The sequence below is a fragment of the Nocardioides sp. NBC_00163 genome (genome assembly GCF_045206295.1).
Lineage (GTDB): Bacteria > Actinomycetota > Actinomycetes > Propionibacteriales > Nocardioidaceae > Nocardioides.
Map to the genome: position 1 here is coordinate 2,842,887 of NZ_CP108155.1, position 13,904 is coordinate 2,856,790.

General features: G+C 68.7%; 12 protein-coding genes and 1 tRNA gene. 4 read left to right on the forward strand and 9 right to left on the reverse strand.

Going from position 1 to position 13,904, the window contains the following annotated elements:
* Positions 1–145: 145 nt before the first annotated feature.
* The 5 genes from OG801_RS13675 to OG801_RS13695 all read right to left on the reverse strand — a co-directional run bounded on the left by OG801_RS13675 (position 146) and on the right by OG801_RS13695 (position 7,079).
* Complete coding sequence (locus tag OG801_RS13675; protein WP_406036114.1) at positions 146–1,636, reverse strand: family 43 glycosylhydrolase; 1,491 nt, start codon at positions 1,634–1,636, stop codon at positions 146–148.
* A 9-nt stretch (positions 1,637–1,645) separates the two neighbouring features.
* Positions 1,646–4,201, reverse strand: a complete 2,556-nt coding sequence (locus OG801_RS13680) for an alpha-L-arabinofuranosidase C-terminal domain-containing protein (protein WP_406036115.1) — start codon at positions 4,199–4,201, stop codon at positions 1,646–1,648.
* A 10-nt stretch (positions 4,202–4,211) separates the two neighbouring features.
* The gene (locus tag OG801_RS13685) at positions 4,212–6,488 is read right to left on the reverse strand and encodes an immunoglobulin-like domain-containing protein (protein WP_406036116.1); all 2,277 of its coding nucleotides are present in this window, start codon (positions 6,486–6,488) and stop codon (positions 4,212–4,214) included.
* A 226-nt stretch (positions 6,489–6,714) separates the two neighbouring features.
* A tRNA-Thr gene (locus tag OG801_RS13690) sits at positions 6,715–6,790 on the reverse strand.
* 13 nt (positions 6,791–6,803) lie between these two features.
* A complete protein-coding gene (locus OG801_RS13695; protein WP_355017407.1) occupies positions 6,804–7,079 on the reverse strand; it encodes a hypothetical protein in 276 nt (91 codons plus the stop codon).
* 11 nt (positions 7,080–7,090) lie between these two features.
* Between OG801_RS13695 and OG801_RS13700 the strand changes: the two genes are divergently transcribed.
* Complete coding sequence (locus OG801_RS13700) at positions 7,091–8,017, forward strand: LysR family transcriptional regulator (RefSeq protein WP_355017406.1); 927 nt, start codon at positions 7,091–7,093, stop codon at positions 8,015–8,017.
* A gap of 100 nt (positions 8,018–8,117) precedes the next feature.
* On the opposite strand, the gene OG801_RS13705 is transcribed toward OG801_RS13700, so the two are convergent.
* The 4 genes from OG801_RS13705 to tmk form a co-directional block, all read right to left on the reverse strand.
* On the reverse strand, positions 8,118–8,705 hold the full coding sequence (locus tag OG801_RS13705; protein ID WP_406036117.1) for a hypothetical protein: 588 nt from the start codon (positions 8,703–8,705) through the stop codon (positions 8,118–8,120).
* Between the two features lie 123 nt (positions 8,706–8,828).
* Positions 8,829–10,349: an alpha/beta hydrolase gene (locus OG801_RS13710; RefSeq protein ID WP_406036118.1), complete on the reverse strand. Its 1,521-nt coding sequence runs from the start codon at positions 10,347–10,349 to the stop codon at positions 8,829–8,831.
* On the reverse strand, positions 10,346–11,506 hold the full coding sequence (locus OG801_RS13715) for a DNA polymerase III subunit delta' (protein WP_406036119.1): 1,161 nt from the start codon (positions 11,504–11,506) through the stop codon (positions 10,346–10,348). The genes OG801_RS13710 and OG801_RS13715 overlap by 4 nt, the downstream gene beginning before the upstream one ends.
* A complete protein-coding gene (gene tmk, locus OG801_RS13720) occupies positions 11,503–12,153 on the reverse strand; it encodes a dTMP kinase (RefSeq protein WP_406036120.1) in 651 nt (216 codons plus the stop codon). Before tmk ends, OG801_RS13715 begins: the two co-directional genes overlap by 4 nt.
* Before the next feature lie 132 nt (positions 12,154–12,285).
* Between tmk and OG801_RS13725 the strand changes: the two genes are divergently transcribed.
* From OG801_RS13725 to OG801_RS13735, 3 genes are read left to right on the forward strand one after another with little or no spacing between them, the layout of a single operon-like run.
* A complete protein-coding gene (locus tag OG801_RS13725; protein ID WP_355017401.1) occupies positions 12,286–12,903 on the forward strand; it encodes a DUF4178 domain-containing protein in 618 nt (205 codons plus the stop codon).
* A complete protein-coding gene (locus OG801_RS13730) occupies positions 12,900–13,412 on the forward strand; it encodes a DUF2617 family protein (protein WP_406036121.1) in 513 nt (170 codons plus the stop codon). Before OG801_RS13725 ends, OG801_RS13730 begins: the two co-directional genes overlap by 4 nt.
* Positions 13,405–13,896, forward strand: coding sequence for a DUF4247 domain-containing protein (locus OG801_RS13735; protein WP_406036122.1), 492 nt, complete (start codon positions 13,405–13,407; stop codon positions 13,894–13,896). Before OG801_RS13730 ends, OG801_RS13735 begins: the two co-directional genes overlap by 8 nt.
* Positions 13,897–13,904 lie beyond the last annotated feature (8 nt).

Consider the following 13,904-nt stretch of genomic DNA (forward strand, 5'->3'; position numbering starts at 1 on the left):
CCACGTGAACTTGGCGTGCGGTCCTGGACGCCCTCGCTACCGAGTGGGGGGACTCCAGCAGCACGGGCGCCCGGACCGCACCCGGAAGTGATAGCACGCATCCTGCGTCGAGCGTCGTCAAACCTCGACAACTGGTAACCGGTGTTCAGGTCAGGGTGAAGGTGCTGGAGCGTCGGCCCGCGGTGCCACCGACGGTGAGTGCACCACGGTTGTGCTGGAGGTAGTCGCCGCGGTCCGTGGCCACCTGGAGCGAGATCCCGCCCTTGACCGGGATCCGGCGGAAACTGGCCTCTGCGGCGTACGCCGGGCCCGGCTCGACCGGGTCGATCCGGACCGTGCCGGTAGTGACCCGGACATACCGGTCGGGGAAGTTGACCGACTGCAGCGACTCCGAGCCGTCGCCCGCCAGACCGGGGACGAAGCGGAACTGGCTGTCGGCGAGCTCCCTCGGGGCATGGTCCACCCGCACGGCGTACTCGTAGTGGCGTACGAACGAGCCCGGCGCGTCCAGCGGGGTGAGCCGCACGATCGGCCCGCCCTTCCCGACCGGCACCCCGAACATGGGTGTGCCGTCCGCGTGCCACACCACCTTCTGCACGCGAGCGTGCCGGTTCGGGTCGTAGAGCGGGTCGCCGGTGATGTCGCGGTAGTCCCGGGCGTGGTAGACGAGGACGTCGGTCACGCCGTCCTCGGCGACCGTGAACGAGTTGTGGCCCGGGCCGTACTGCCCGGTCTGCACGTTCGTCGTGAACACCGGATCGGGGCTCTTGACCCACGACGCCGGGTCGAGCAGGTCGGCGTCCGCCGACGCGGTGAGCAGGCCCATGCAGTAGCGCGAGTCGGTGGCACTGGCAGAGAACGTCATGAAGACGCGGCCGTTGCGGACCAGCACGGCGGGCCCCTCGTTGACCTTGAAGCCCTGCACCTCCCAGCTGCGGGTCGGGGTCGCGATCCGTGCCGGGAAGGTGCTGATCGCGAACGGGGAGCTCATCTCGGCGATGTAGAGGCTGGTGTTGACCGCGATCTCGGGCTCGCTCTGCGCCCAGACCAGGTAGCGGCGGCCGGCGTGCTCGAAGGTGGTGGCGTCGAGGGCGAAGCTCTGCCACGGCGTGATGATCTGCTGCGGTGCGCCCCAGCCCGCCGGGTCACGCGGGTCGGCGAGCGTCGACTCCATGACGTACATCCGGATCCGGAAGACGTCGTCTGAGTCGCCGGCCGCGAAGTAGACGTACCAGCGGCCGTCGATGCGGTGCAGCTCGGGCGCCCAGATGTGGCCGCCCATCTTTCCGCTGGCGGGGCGGCGCCAGATCACCGATTCCGCCGCTGTCGCGAGGCCGGCGAGCGACGCCGACCCGCGGATCACCAGACGGTCGTACTCCGGTACGGAGCCGGTCAGGTAGTACATCCCGTCGACGGGCGGGGTGACGAACGGGTCGGCTCGGCGCTCGACGAGCGGGTTGAGGGTCGGCACTCCCCAGATGTCGGCGTCGCTGGGCATCGGTACGGGCGGTGCCGCGGCGGCAGGCACAGCATGCCCGGCGAGGGCGGCCGCCGCCCCGAGGCCGACCCCGGCCTGCAGAAGGTGCCGCCTGCTGAGGCCGGCCCGGAGGCTGAGGTGGTTCAGGTGATCGGACATGGTGCTCCCCTACCGGGTCTGGATGCGGATGAAGGTCACGGAGTACGGCGCGAACGTGCGCGTGAAGGTGCTGTCCACGCCACGGATGGTGCTGGTGACCGGCTTGATCGGCTGCGCGGTCCGGGTGTTCTGCTCCTCCGGGTCGCCGCTGATGACGGTCATCTGCGCCTTGGGGGCGACCTTGACGCCGAGGTCGATGCGGGTGACCGCCGGCTCGGCTTGGGCGTTGACGACCTTGACGAGCAGGTCGCCGGTCGCCTCGTCGCGGGTGACCACCTGCGCGAACGGCTCGGTGACCTGGTCGTCGTCGAACTCCTGGAAGAGCTGGCCGTCGAGGAAGAGCCGGACGTGGGTGCCGCGGACCTCGATCCGTACGTCGTAGGTGCGCCCGGTCTCGACCGAGTGACCCTCGCGGGCGACCAGGGTCTCCTTGCCGCCGTTGGTGGCCTTCTCGACGACGGTGCGGGTGTTGTTCCAGCCGCCGAGGTTCCACCAGTAGAAGTTGCCGGTGTCCTTCACCCCGAACGCGACCAGGAAGCCCTCGGAGCCGGACAGCTTCTTGGCCTTGAGCTCGATGTCGTAGTCGCTCGCGGCGATGTCCGCAGCCGCGACCAGGGTGTCCTGGGCAGCAGCGTCCGTCTGGGTGTAGGCGCCATCGACGACCGACCAGCTCCCCCGGTTGGCCAGGGGGCTCCAGCCCTCGGCGTTCCCGTCCTGGAAGTCGTCGGCGAACAGGGAGGTTCCGTCGGGTGCGGTGACCGACACGTCGTCGTACGCCGCGGAGGTGGCCCAGGTGGAGAGACCGATGCCGCCGGTGATGGGCTGCGGCTCGATCACCTTGCCGGTCGCCTCGCTGGGTACGACCCGGTCACCGACGTTGTTCATGAACAGCTTCTGGACCTCGTAGCTCGCAGAGCTCCAGGACTGGTCGTTGTCGAACCAGATCATGTCCGGGCGCCACTGCACGTGATCGATGTTGGCCAGCAGCGGGGCGTAGGAGGCCAGCCGCACGACGTCGGCGTTGCGCTCGAGCCCGGTCATGTACGCCGCCTCCGACAGCGCGTTGAAGAGCTTGTTGTCCTGGGAGGCGTACTCACCGAGGAAGACCTTCGGCCCGTTGCGGTCGTAGCTGTCGTAGCGGTCGTTGTTCTGCAGGAACCAGGTCGGGGAGTTGTAGTAGTGCTCGTCGACCATGTCGACACCGGCGGCCCGGTTCTGCGCCCAGTGCTGGTCGAAGAGCGCACCCTGGTCGTCGGGGCCGGAGTTGCTGATGATCGTGATCTCCGGGTAGCGCGCCTCGATGGCCGCGCGGAACTTCTGGAACCGCTCGAAGAACTCCGCCGGCAGGTTCTCTTCGTTGCCGACGCCGAGATGAGTGAGTCCGAACGGCTCCGGGTGTCCCATCTCCGCGCGCAGGGCGCCCCACTCGGAGTTGACCGGGCCGTTGGCGAACTCGATGAGGTCGAGAGTGTCCTGGATGTAGCGCTGCAGCAGGGCCTCGTCGTCGGTGACCCGGTTCTGGCCGCAGCCGGTGACCAGCGCCGGCACGACCGGCAGCGGCATCGCCCCGACGTCCTCGGCGAACTGGAAGTACTCGTAGTAGCCCAGTCCGTAGGACTGGTTGTAGCCCCAGAAGTTGGCGTTCGTCGCCCGCTCCTCGACCGGGCCGACGGTGTCCTTCCACTGGTAGGACCGGGCGCGCTGCCAACCGGACGCGGCGTCGTAGCCGGACATGCTGCCGGTGTTGACGAGACAGCCGCCCGGGAAGCGGACGAACTCCGGCTCGAGCGCCGCGATCTTCTCGGCGAGGTCCTTGCGCAGCCCGTTCTCGCGGCCCATGAAGGTGTCCTCGGGCATCAGCGAGACCATGTCGAGACGGAGGGTGCCGACGCCCTCCCCCTGCAGCCACAGGCGTGCGGAGTCGGTCGTGGCGCTCGCGGTGAAGGTCCCGGCGTACTTCTTCCAGGTGTCCCCGTTCACCTGGAGCCGGACCGGATCGGCGTACGAGGTGGCGCCGGACTCGTCGCGCAGCGACACGGTCAGCGGCGTACCGCTGGCGGTGTCCGAGCGTGCCCAGACCGAGAAGTCGTAGCTCTTGCCGTCCTCGAGAGCGACGCCGTTGTTCCAACCGCCGTTGGAGACGCCGTACGTGCCGCCGGCGGTGTTGGCCAGGGATAGCTGCAGATAGGTGCGGTTGCGCTCGTTGAGCCGGGAGCCGTCGTCGACGGGGGTGGCGGTGCCGTTGCCTCCGCCCTCTCCTCGCGGGGTCCAGGCGGTCAGCCCGGTATAGGAGCGGTTGTCGGCCGGCAGGAACTCGAAGGACCGGTTCCGCACGAGCTCGGCATAGAGACCGCCGTCGGCCGCGTAGTTGATGTCCTCGAAGAAGACGCCGTACATCGAGTCGCTGATCTCGGGTCCGGACTCACCGGTGCGGGCCGTGATCGTGTAGTCGGGTTCGGGTGCAGCGGCTCGCCGGTCCGCGCCGAGGCTGGGCGCGGCGTAGGCCAAGGGCAGTGCGAGGACGGTGGCGGCGGACAGGATGGTCAGCAGACGGATTCTGTGCACGATGGTCTCCTCAGAACACGCGGTAGGAGGTGCGGATGCGGTCCAGCTCGGCCTTGGTCACCGGCAGAACGGTCCCGTGGCGGGGGCGGCTGGGAAGCTGGTAGTCGCTGGAGATCCGGAAGAAGCCTGACTCCAGGTCGGTGGTCTCGAACGGCACGTACCCGCGGCCGCCGAACTCGTCGATGAACAGGTACCACTTGTCCTCGGTGTTGGACTTGAAGATCGTCGGCCCCTCACCGCGGTCGATGCCCGGGTTGTCGGCCGTGGCCTTGCCGATGCACTCCGCGACGAAGCTCCAGTCCAGGTCGAGCAGCGAGGTGGCCTTCTCCTCGACGATGAACTTGCTGCAGGGCGTGGTGGAGGTGTTGTTCCGCTCGTCCTTGGTGAACCGGTAGTAGGTCCCCTCGTGCTCGACGACGGTGGAGTCGATCACCGAGTAGCCCGGGTCGATCCACACCTGGGGCTCGCTGAAGGTCCGGAAGTCCCTGGTGGTGACGTAGACCATCCGGTTGTGGGTGTTGCCGGCGTGGTCGGGGTCTTCCTCGTCGTAGAGCTTGGAGGCCCAGAAGACGACGTACGCACCGATCCCCTCGTCGTAGTAGGCCTCGGGTGCCCAGGTGTTCCCGGCCTGCGGCGAGGACACGCGGACGTGTCGCTGCTCGGACCAGTTCACGAGGTCCGTGGACTCCCAGATCTCGATGTAGCGGCTCCCGCTCCGCTGTGCCGCGTCCCAGTCCCCGTTGCCGTAGATCTTGAGGTCGGTGGCGATCAGGTAGAACTTGTCGCCCTCCGGGGAGCGGATGATGAACGGGTCGCGTACGCCCTTGTCGCCGTGCTGCGACCGCAGCACCGGCTGACCGCCGTTGAGCTCGTCCCAGTGGAGCGGGTCGTTGCCTCTGCTGGCGGCGAGGTAGACCTGCTCACCGTCGGCCGTCCCCTCGCCCGTGAAGTAGGCGAAGGTGTAGCCCTCGAGCGGCTCCTGCTTCGGCAGCGGCAGGACCGTCAGCCGGAACTGCCGCTTGTCCTTGACCTTGCCCAGGCTCACGGTGGCGTTGAGTGCCAGGCGGACGGCCTTCTCACCGTACGCCGGCCGGTCGACCTCGCCGGTCGGGGTCACGACGGCGGGCTCGCTGGACGTCCAGCTGATGGTCGTGCCGTGCAGGCCCTTGGTCGGCAGGGTGATGTTGCCGCGGATCCCGTCGGCGTCCCAGACCTTGAGCGCGGCTGCGGCGCGAGTGACCTTCTCCTCGTCGCTGATGTCGGCCGGCACGTTGACGGCGAACTCCTCGGACCCGCTGGCGGAGCCGTGGGCTGCGGTGGCGGTGAGCGTCACGGCGGCATCGGGGCTGCCGTAGAGCGGACGGGTGACGGCACCGGTCGGGGAGACGACGGCAGGGTCGGAGGAGGCCCAGGTGAAGGTGGAGCCATTCGGGCCGCTGGTCGGGAGCGAGAGGTCACTGACGACGCGGGACGTGTCGCCCAGGTCGAGCCAGGCGAGGTCGCGCTCGACGCGCTGCTCGTCGGTGACGTGGCCCAGCTCGTGGACCTCTGAGGCCGTCAGCGCGCGGTCGTACATCCGGAAGTCGCGCAGCTGTCCCTTCAGATGACGGTCGCCGCTGTAGACGGATCGGCCGAGATAGTTCGCGGTCGTGACCCCGTTGCCGATCTGACCTGGTGTGATGGTCACGCCGGTGCGGCGGGCGACCTCGACACCGTCCTCGTAGAGCACCGCGGTGCCGTCGGCGAGCGTGTAGCTGATGGTCTTCCAGGTGTCGCGGGCCAGGTTGCGGCCGGCCGTCACCGTCTGCTCGGTGCTCCAGTTGCCGGTGGCGATCGACGTCCGGTAGGCGTTGCCGGTCGTGAACAGGTAACCGTTGCCCGTGCCGTTGTCGCCGGTGTTGCCAAGGCCCCAGATGAAGTAGGGAGTGGCCTGGTCCGCTGCGATCTTCACCTCGAGCGAGACGGTGATCGACGTCAGGCCGGCCATCACGTCGTTCGGCAGCCTGACGTGCCCGTTGGTGCCACCAAGGGACAGCCCCTCGCCGCCGAGCCAGGTCGCGTCACCGGTCAGCGTGCCGTTGTGACCGGCACCTGACTCGTCGACGACCGTGGTGCCGGTGACCTGGTCGAGGGGGTAGTGGACGACGAGCCCTACGTCGCTCGCCCCCTGCGCCGGCGCGGTTGATACCAGGCTGGCCAGGATCAGTGGCAACGACGCAAGCGCCGCCAAGGTGCGCGCGAGATGCTTCCGGCGCGGGTTGTGGGGGGTCATGTTCGACTGGTCCATCTGCGCTCCAGGGTCAGCTTTGGACAAACGCCGGGGCATTCATGTGTGACTGCGATCACATGAATGTGAGCGCTAACATAACCAGGGGTTCGAGGCTGCCGTCAAGAGTCGCCAGGCAAGTCACGTGAGCTCTCACGCCGACTGGTCCCTGATGCGCGCGGCGGACGAAAACGAAGAAACCCCCGCCGATCCTGCCGTGTTCCGGCTGGTCAGACGAGGGTTTTGGTGGAGCCGCCTGTCGGAATCGAACCGACGACCTTCTCATTACGAGTGAGACGCTCTGCCGACTGAGCTAAGGCGGCGTACCGTCAGCCGTTACCGCATGAAGCGGCTCTGGTTGAGCGGACCGGATGAGTGTACCGAGACTGCGCGCTCGACACTAAAACGGTGCGCCTCGACGTGCTCGTCGATGGTCATGCGGGTGGGCTTGCCCTTGCCGATGAGGCGGCCCAAGCGGCGTACGCCGTGCTTCATTGTTGCTTTGCTCTTCTCTGAACGTGGGTCAACCACCGACTGCGGACGCAGTGGTGGTGATTCAATGATGACCGCCGGCGATTCATAGAGGTAGACGATCTTTCCTTGGAAAGTCATAGGATGTCTCTATGTTGTCGCTGCACCAGCTCCGCGTGTTCCTCGCGGTCTACGAGCATGGCTCGCTGACCGCGGCGGCCGACGAGCTCGGTTATGCGCAGCCGTCGATCTCGGAGCAGGTCAGAGGCCTGGAGCGTACGCTCGGCGTCCAGCTCTTCCGGCGCGTCGGGCGCGGGGTGGTGCCGACCGGGGTGGCCGACGAGCTGAGGCCGCATGCGGAGCGTACGGTCGCGGCTGCGGAGGACGCGCGCAAGGCCGTGCAGGCGGTGAAACAGTTCGAGACCGGGACGATCCGGTTCGGGATGTTCGGGATCGCGCGGCTCTACGGCGGCGCCGGCCTGGTGGCCGACGTGCTCGATCGATACCCGGGCGTGCGCGTCGAGCTGATGGGGCAGAACTCCGCCGAGGTTCAGGAGGACCTGCGGCGCGGACGGCTCGAGGCGGCGATGCTGCTCGTCGGCAGCGTCTCCGGTCCGGGGCTGAAGGTCACGCCGGTGGCGCGCGACGAGCTCGTCTACATCTCGGCCGACCCCGCTCACCTGGCCACGCCGGTCACCCCGCACCGGCTCTCGCTGGCCTCGCTGGTCATGTCCGACACGAGCTGGAGCTCCGAGGATCCCACCCGGGTCACCATCCGCAACCTGCTCCACGAGACCGGGCGCAACCCACCCAGCCGGATCGAGGTCGAGGACATCGAGACGGCCGTCGAGCTGGTGGGGATGGGGTACGCCGACAGCGTCATCGCCAAGGGAGCAGCCGAACAGCTGCTCCCCCGGCTGGCGCCGAAGGCCGGCTGGGTGTCACTGCGGCCCCGGACGTACGACACCTTCGCCGTCGTCCACCGCACCGACGCCACCCTCTCCCCCGCCGCCACACTGATGATCGAGCTGGCCACCAAGCGGATCCAGGCCATCGCAGACCCGGTTCACCGGCGCTAGCAGTTCCTCCAGCAAGGGATGCAGCCGAAGGCTCACATCCCGTGCGGAGTTCCGCTGGGGATGTGAGCCCTGACCTGCATACCTTGACGAAGGTCCCGACTCAGTCGCAGCCGTAACCGTCGTTGTCGGCGTCGAGGCGCCACGGATCGGAGCCGTGGACGCGTACGGGCTTCTTGTAACCGGGGATCTCGCCGCAGTCGCGGTCGTTGGTCGAGGTCGCGTTGAAGACCTGCTCGCCGTTGGCGTAGGTGTAGTCCAGACCCGAGACGCGCTTCTTCAGGTAGAACGACGCGGACACGTCGGCCCGCCGGTTGGCGTCGCCGGCGAACTTCCAGCGGTAGTAGCGGCTGACCTTCGGCGTCACGATCACGGCGCACTTGCCGTACCTGTTCGTGACGCAGGAGGTCACGCTCATCCAGCGGCCGCTGGCCTTCTTCTGCAGGTGGATGCGCTTGCCCTTGATCGGGTTGCCGCCCGCGGTCAGCTTGCCGACCGGGCGGTAGGACCTCGTCCCGTACTTGTTGGCGGAGACCTTGACGACCTTGGTGATGACCTTGGCGGCCGTCCCCGGGGGCGTGGTGGCGTGGGCGGGCTGACTGATGACGGGGGCTACCGCGATCGCCAGGGAGGCGATGGCGGTGGCAGCGAAGACCTTCGTCGTCGAACGGATTCGCTGGTTGATGATCACGTGCTCGTGACCCTTCCTCTCGAAGTGACGTTTCCGGCAGTGATCCTCTGGTCCAGAGAGATCCGCCGGGGCGTCACGACGAGGACCCACCCCACATCGGGTAAATCCGCAGTTCGAGCGGTGTCAGCACTCCAAGCCGTCGTCGGGGACCTTACCGTCGACCAGGTAGGCGTCGATGGCGTCGTCGACGCAGCCGTTGCCCTGCATGTAGCCGGTGTGGCCGTCGCCGTCGCGGGAGACGAGTACGCCGTTGTCGAGAGCCTTTGCGAGCGCTTCGGCCCACTCGTAGGGGGTGGCCGGGTCGCGGGTGGTGCCGACGACGACGATCGGGTTGGAGCCCTGGGCGTCGATCTCGGGCTCGGGCTCGGTGGCCTTGAACTTCTCCGCGGCGCAGCCGTTGAGCATCCAGGCCAGGGCGGCACCGAAGGTGGGAGCGGCCTCCTCGAAGGCGGGCACCTGCTTGCGTACCTCCTCCGGGCTGAGGCCGGAGGAGTCGTCGAGGCAGTTGATCGCCCAGTTGGCCTCCATCGTGTTGTTGATGTAGCCGCCCTCGGGGTCACGGCCCGCGTAGTTGTCCGAGAGGCTCATCAGCTGGGAGCCATCGCCCTTCAGCGCCGCCTGCAGGGCGTCGGTGAGGTAGGGCCAGTAGGACTCGACGTAGAGCGGGGTGATCAGGCCGTAGAGGGCGTTGCCGGCGGTCAGCTCGCGGTCGCCGGCGGGCAGCGGCTCGGCGTCGATGTCGGCCATCAGCTTCTGGACGCGCTCGACGCCCTCGTCGACGCTGTCACCGAGGAAACAGTCGCCCTCGTCGACGCAGTTCTCGACGTAGGAGCGGAGTGCGACCTCGAAGCCCTTCGCCTGGGCGAGGTTGGCCTCGAGGACGCTCAGCCCCGGCTCGATCGCGCCGTCGAGCACGAAGCGGCCGACCCGGTCGGGGTAGAGCTCGGCGTAGGTCGAGCCGAGCTGGGTGCCGTAGGAGGCGCCGAAGTAGTCGAGCTGGTCCTCACCGAGCGCAGCCCGGAGTACGTCCATGTCCCGAGCCGCCTCGACGGTGCTGACGTGAGCGGAGATGCCGTCCTTCTGGCCGGCGCAGCCGTTGGCCATCTCGACGCCGGTGTCGACGTACGCCTTCTCCTCGGCGGGGGTGTCGGGGTCGGGGTCGACCGCGACGTAGGCGTCGAGGCTCTCGTCGTCGAGGCAGTCGACCGGGGTGCTCTGCCCGACACCGCGCGGGTCGAAGCCGACGATGTCGTAGGAGTCGCGGACGGTGGAGCTGAAGGACTGGTTGTTGTAGAGGGCGTACTCGATGCCCGAGCCGCCAGGGCCACCCGGGTTGATCGCCAGCGAGCCGATCTTCTTCTCGTTGGCCGGGTCCTTGATGACCGAGACCTCGATGGTGCGGCCGGTCGGGTCGGAGTAGTCGAGCGGGACCTCGAGGGTCGCGCACTCGAAAGCGCCGTTGCAGTCCTTCCAGTCCAGCTTCTGACTGTAGAAGGTCTGCAGCCCCTCGGTCGGGGCCGCGGTGGCCTCCGCGCTCGGACTCACCTGGTCGGCGTCGGGGGTGCCGCCGTCGGCACCACAACCAGCGGTGATCACGGTCAGAGCGGTCAGCGCGGCGGCGCCGGTCACTGCTTTGAGTTTCACTGATCTCCTCCGGGCGGCAACAGCGCCACCATCATCGCTTCCAGCACCAACTGGGGCTGCACGTTGAACTCCAGCAGCTGCTCACGGGCTTCGAAGATCGCCCCGATCCGCTGCAGGTTGAGCTCGGGGGTCGAGGCCGCGACGAGCTGCTCGATCTCGCGCCGGTGCTCCTCGTTGACGAGGGTCACCGGAGCGCCGGCGGCCATCGCGATCGCGTCGCGGTAGACCGAGACCAGGTCCATCAGCCCGCGGTCGATCACGTCGCGGTGGCGGCGGGTGGCGCGGCGCTTCTGGTCCTTCTCGAGCGCGGACAGCGCGGGACCGTACTCACGCGGACGGCGGCCGCGATCGACCACGCCGTAGCCGGTGTCGAGGTCAGCCTTCTCCCGAGCGTCGAGGTCGGCGGTGACCGCGTCGGCCTCCTCCTTCGAGACCGCAGCGAGCTCGCCGGCGGCCCGAAGCGCGTCGGCGAGGGTGTTCAGCCGGGCCGGGTAGGCGACCACCTGCTCGCGACGGCGCCGGGTGTCGTCGTCGCGGGCCAGCGCCTTGGCCCGGCCGATGTGGCTCTGGCTCGCGCGCGCCGCGTAGGCCGCGCGCGCCTCGTCGACACCGAGCGTGCGCTGGAGAAAGGCGGTCACGTCGGGAGCCGTCGGGGTCGTCAGCGTGACCAGCCGGCACCGGGACCGGATGGTCGGGAGTACGTCCTCGACCGTCGGCGTGCAGAGCATCCAGACCGTGCGGGCGCCGGGCTCCTCGACCGCCTTGAGCAGCGCGTTGTTGGCCTGCTCGGTGAGCCGGTCGGCGTCCTCGATGATCAGGATCTGCCAGCGGCTTCCGGCCGGCGTGAGGGCGGCCTGACGGACGAGGTCGCGGATCTCGTCGACCCCGAGCGTGAGCTTCTCGGTGCGGACCAGGTTGACGTCGGCGTGGCTGCCCGCGAGCACGGTGTGGCACGCGTGGCACTGGCCGCAGCCTCCGTTGGGGCACTGGAGCGCGGCGGCGAAGGCGATCGCGGCGTTGGACCGTCCCGAGCCCGGGGGCCCCGTGAACAGCCACGACTGGGTCATGCCGTGGCCGGCTGCGGCGGTCCGCAGCGTCGAGATGATGTGGTGCTGGCCTACCAGGTTGTCCCAGACCGAGGTCGTGGCGACGTTCATGCCGTCACCGCCTCGGCGAGCAGCGGCTCGAGCCGCGCCAGCACCGCCGCGTGGATCTCCTCGACCGGCGCGCGGGCGTCCAGGACCAGGTAGTGGTCGGGATTCCGCTCGGCCAGCCCGACGAACGCGGAGCGCACCCGCTGGTGGAACTCGACCGACTCCTGCTCCATCCGGTCGCGCTCCTCGAACCGGGTGAACCCGGCCGTCGGATCAAGGTCTAGCAGCACGGTCAGGTGGGGTCGCAGGTCGGCGGTCGCCCACCGCGCGACCTCCTCGAGCTGCGCGGCGTCCAGCACACGGCCGGCGCCCTGGTAGGCCAGCATCGAGTCGACATAGCGGTCGGTGATGACCACCTCGCCCCGCTCCAGCGCCGGGCGGACCATCGACTCGATGTGCTCGGCCTTGTCGGCGGCGAACAGGAGCGCCTCGGTCCGGTCGTCGAGGTCGCCGGTCTCCGGGGACAGCACGATGCGGCGTACGTCCTTGCCTACGGCGGTGTCGCCCGGCTCGAAGGTCAGCAGGACTCGGTGGCCGCGGGCGGTCAGGGCCTCGTGGAGCAGCCGCGACTGGGTCGACTTGCCCGACCCCTCGCCGCCCTCGAAACAGACGAAGACGCCGTGCTCTGCGTAGACACCCGGAAACCTCACGAGGCAAACCTACGGGGTGGTACCGACAACCCCGGAGTACGCCGCCCGCGGATAGGGCGATTCCCGGATGTCGAAGGTCGGACCTCCACGTTAAGGTTCGGGTCGTCCTCACGCTGAACCTAGGAGTCTCCGGTGATCTACGTCCTGATCGTCCTGCTGCTGGCCGCCCTCGCGGTCGCGGCCTACCTGCTCTGGAAGAGCAGGCAGCAGCCGACGGCGCAGAAGGAGCCCGACGACTTCATCGGCGACCAGCACAAGCACGCCTCCGACCAGCTGCGCCAGGTGCGCAACGGCGACGTCGTCGAATACCTGGGCCACAACTGGTTCGTCCGCGGACGGATCGACTTCGACGAGCACGGCTACCGCTGGACCGAGCACATGCTCGACGACGCGGAGGGCAAGAAGTGGCTCTCGATCGAGGACGACGAGAGCTTCGAGGTCTCGCTGTGGCACGCGATCCCGCTCGGCGACATCGAGCAGGGCGCCGTCGGTGACCGCGACATCATCGTCGGCGGCGTCGCCTACCGGCTCCAGGAGAAGGGCTCCGCCGCCTTCACCGCCACCGGCGCGACCGGCACGGCGCCGTCGGGCACGGCCGAGTACGCCGACTACAAGTCGGTCGACGGCAAGCTGCTCGGCTTCGAGAAGTGGGGCAGCAACTGGGAGCCCTCCCTCGGCGAGGTGCTGCAGCCGTTCGAGCTGACCGTCTACCCCTCCACCGACCGGCCTGCCACCCTGGACGACGAGTGACGCTTCTCGACGTCCCGTTCGCGGACGTACGCGGCGACACCCTGCGCTGGACCCTCGCACCGACCCCCTGCACCCCGCTGGCCTCCCGGACGGTGGACCTCGGCAGCGGTCTCACGGTCACGCTGAGCGTCCTGGGCGCCAGCCACCAGGTCGTCGTACGCCGCCATGATCACCCGCTCCTGCACGAGACCATCGCGTGCGGGATCGCCGAGGCCGCACCCCTTCCCGAGGCGCACGCGGCCGGCGGCTACCGCCTCGTCTCACACGTCGAGGAGATGGGACCCGAGGAGCTCGCCGCGCAGGCGTCGCGGCTCGTGGAGCGGCTGAGCGGGCGTACGGATGCCGTCGTCGCGCACTTCCCGGGTGACCCGCACGCGGTGACCGCGCTGGCCCTGGACCGGTCCGACGCCAGGCAGATCGTCTGGAACACCTGGCACACCTACCCACAGACCGGCGAGATCGTCGCCACCACCACCAGCTACCGGCCCGAGGAGGGCACAAGTGTCTGACCCCCATGGCTCCGGAGGCCCGAACCGCAAGCTGATCGGCTGGGCGATCGTCGCGGCGTGCGTCGCGCTCGCCATCATCATCGCCATCGCCGTGTCCGGCGACGGGAACAGCCCCGAGAAGTACCTGCGCAAGAACTTCGACCACGTCAGCGGCACCGACCCCGACAGCGAGGCCGGGATCGTCTTCGAGGACGACGGCTCGGTGAGCTCGGTCGCCAACAAGATCGACAGCGGCACCGACGCGGACGAGAACCGGGCCGAGGGAACCAGCCACTACCTGCGCTACGACGACGACTGGCTGGTCGTCGTGGAGCCGCGTACGCCCTCGGGATCGACGATCACGCTCTACGAGTACGACCGTGGCTACCGCCACCACGCCACGGTGATCGGGCTGTGGGGCTGGAACAGCTACTACGGCCGCAGCAGCGGTGGCGGCAGCAGCGGTGATTCCTTCCGCGGCGGCGGCAGCGGATCCGGCAAGTGACCACCCCT

What these genes read in the sequence shown, in the direction of transcription:
- OG801_RS13695 (WP_355017407.1), bottom strand. Translation starts at nt 7,079, where the DNA reads ATGACTTTCCAAGGAAAGATCGTCTACCTCTATGAATCGCCGGCGGTC.
- OG801_RS13685 (WP_406036116.1), bottom strand. Translation starts at nt 6,488, where the DNA reads ATGGACCAGTCGAACATGACCCCCCACAACCCGCGCCGGAAGCATCTC.
- OG801_RS13715 (WP_406036119.1), bottom strand. Translation starts at nt 11,506, where the DNA reads ATGAACGTCGCCACGACCTCGGTCTGGGACAACCTGGTAGGCCAGCAC.
- OG801_RS13675 (WP_406036114.1), bottom strand. Translation starts at nt 1,636, where the DNA reads ATGTCCGATCACCTGAACCACCTCAGCCTCCGGGCCGGCCTCAGCAGG.
- OG801_RS13700 (WP_355017406.1), top strand. Translation starts at nt 7,091, where the DNA reads ATGTTGTCGCTGCACCAGCTCCGCGTGTTCCTCGCGGTCTACGAGCAT.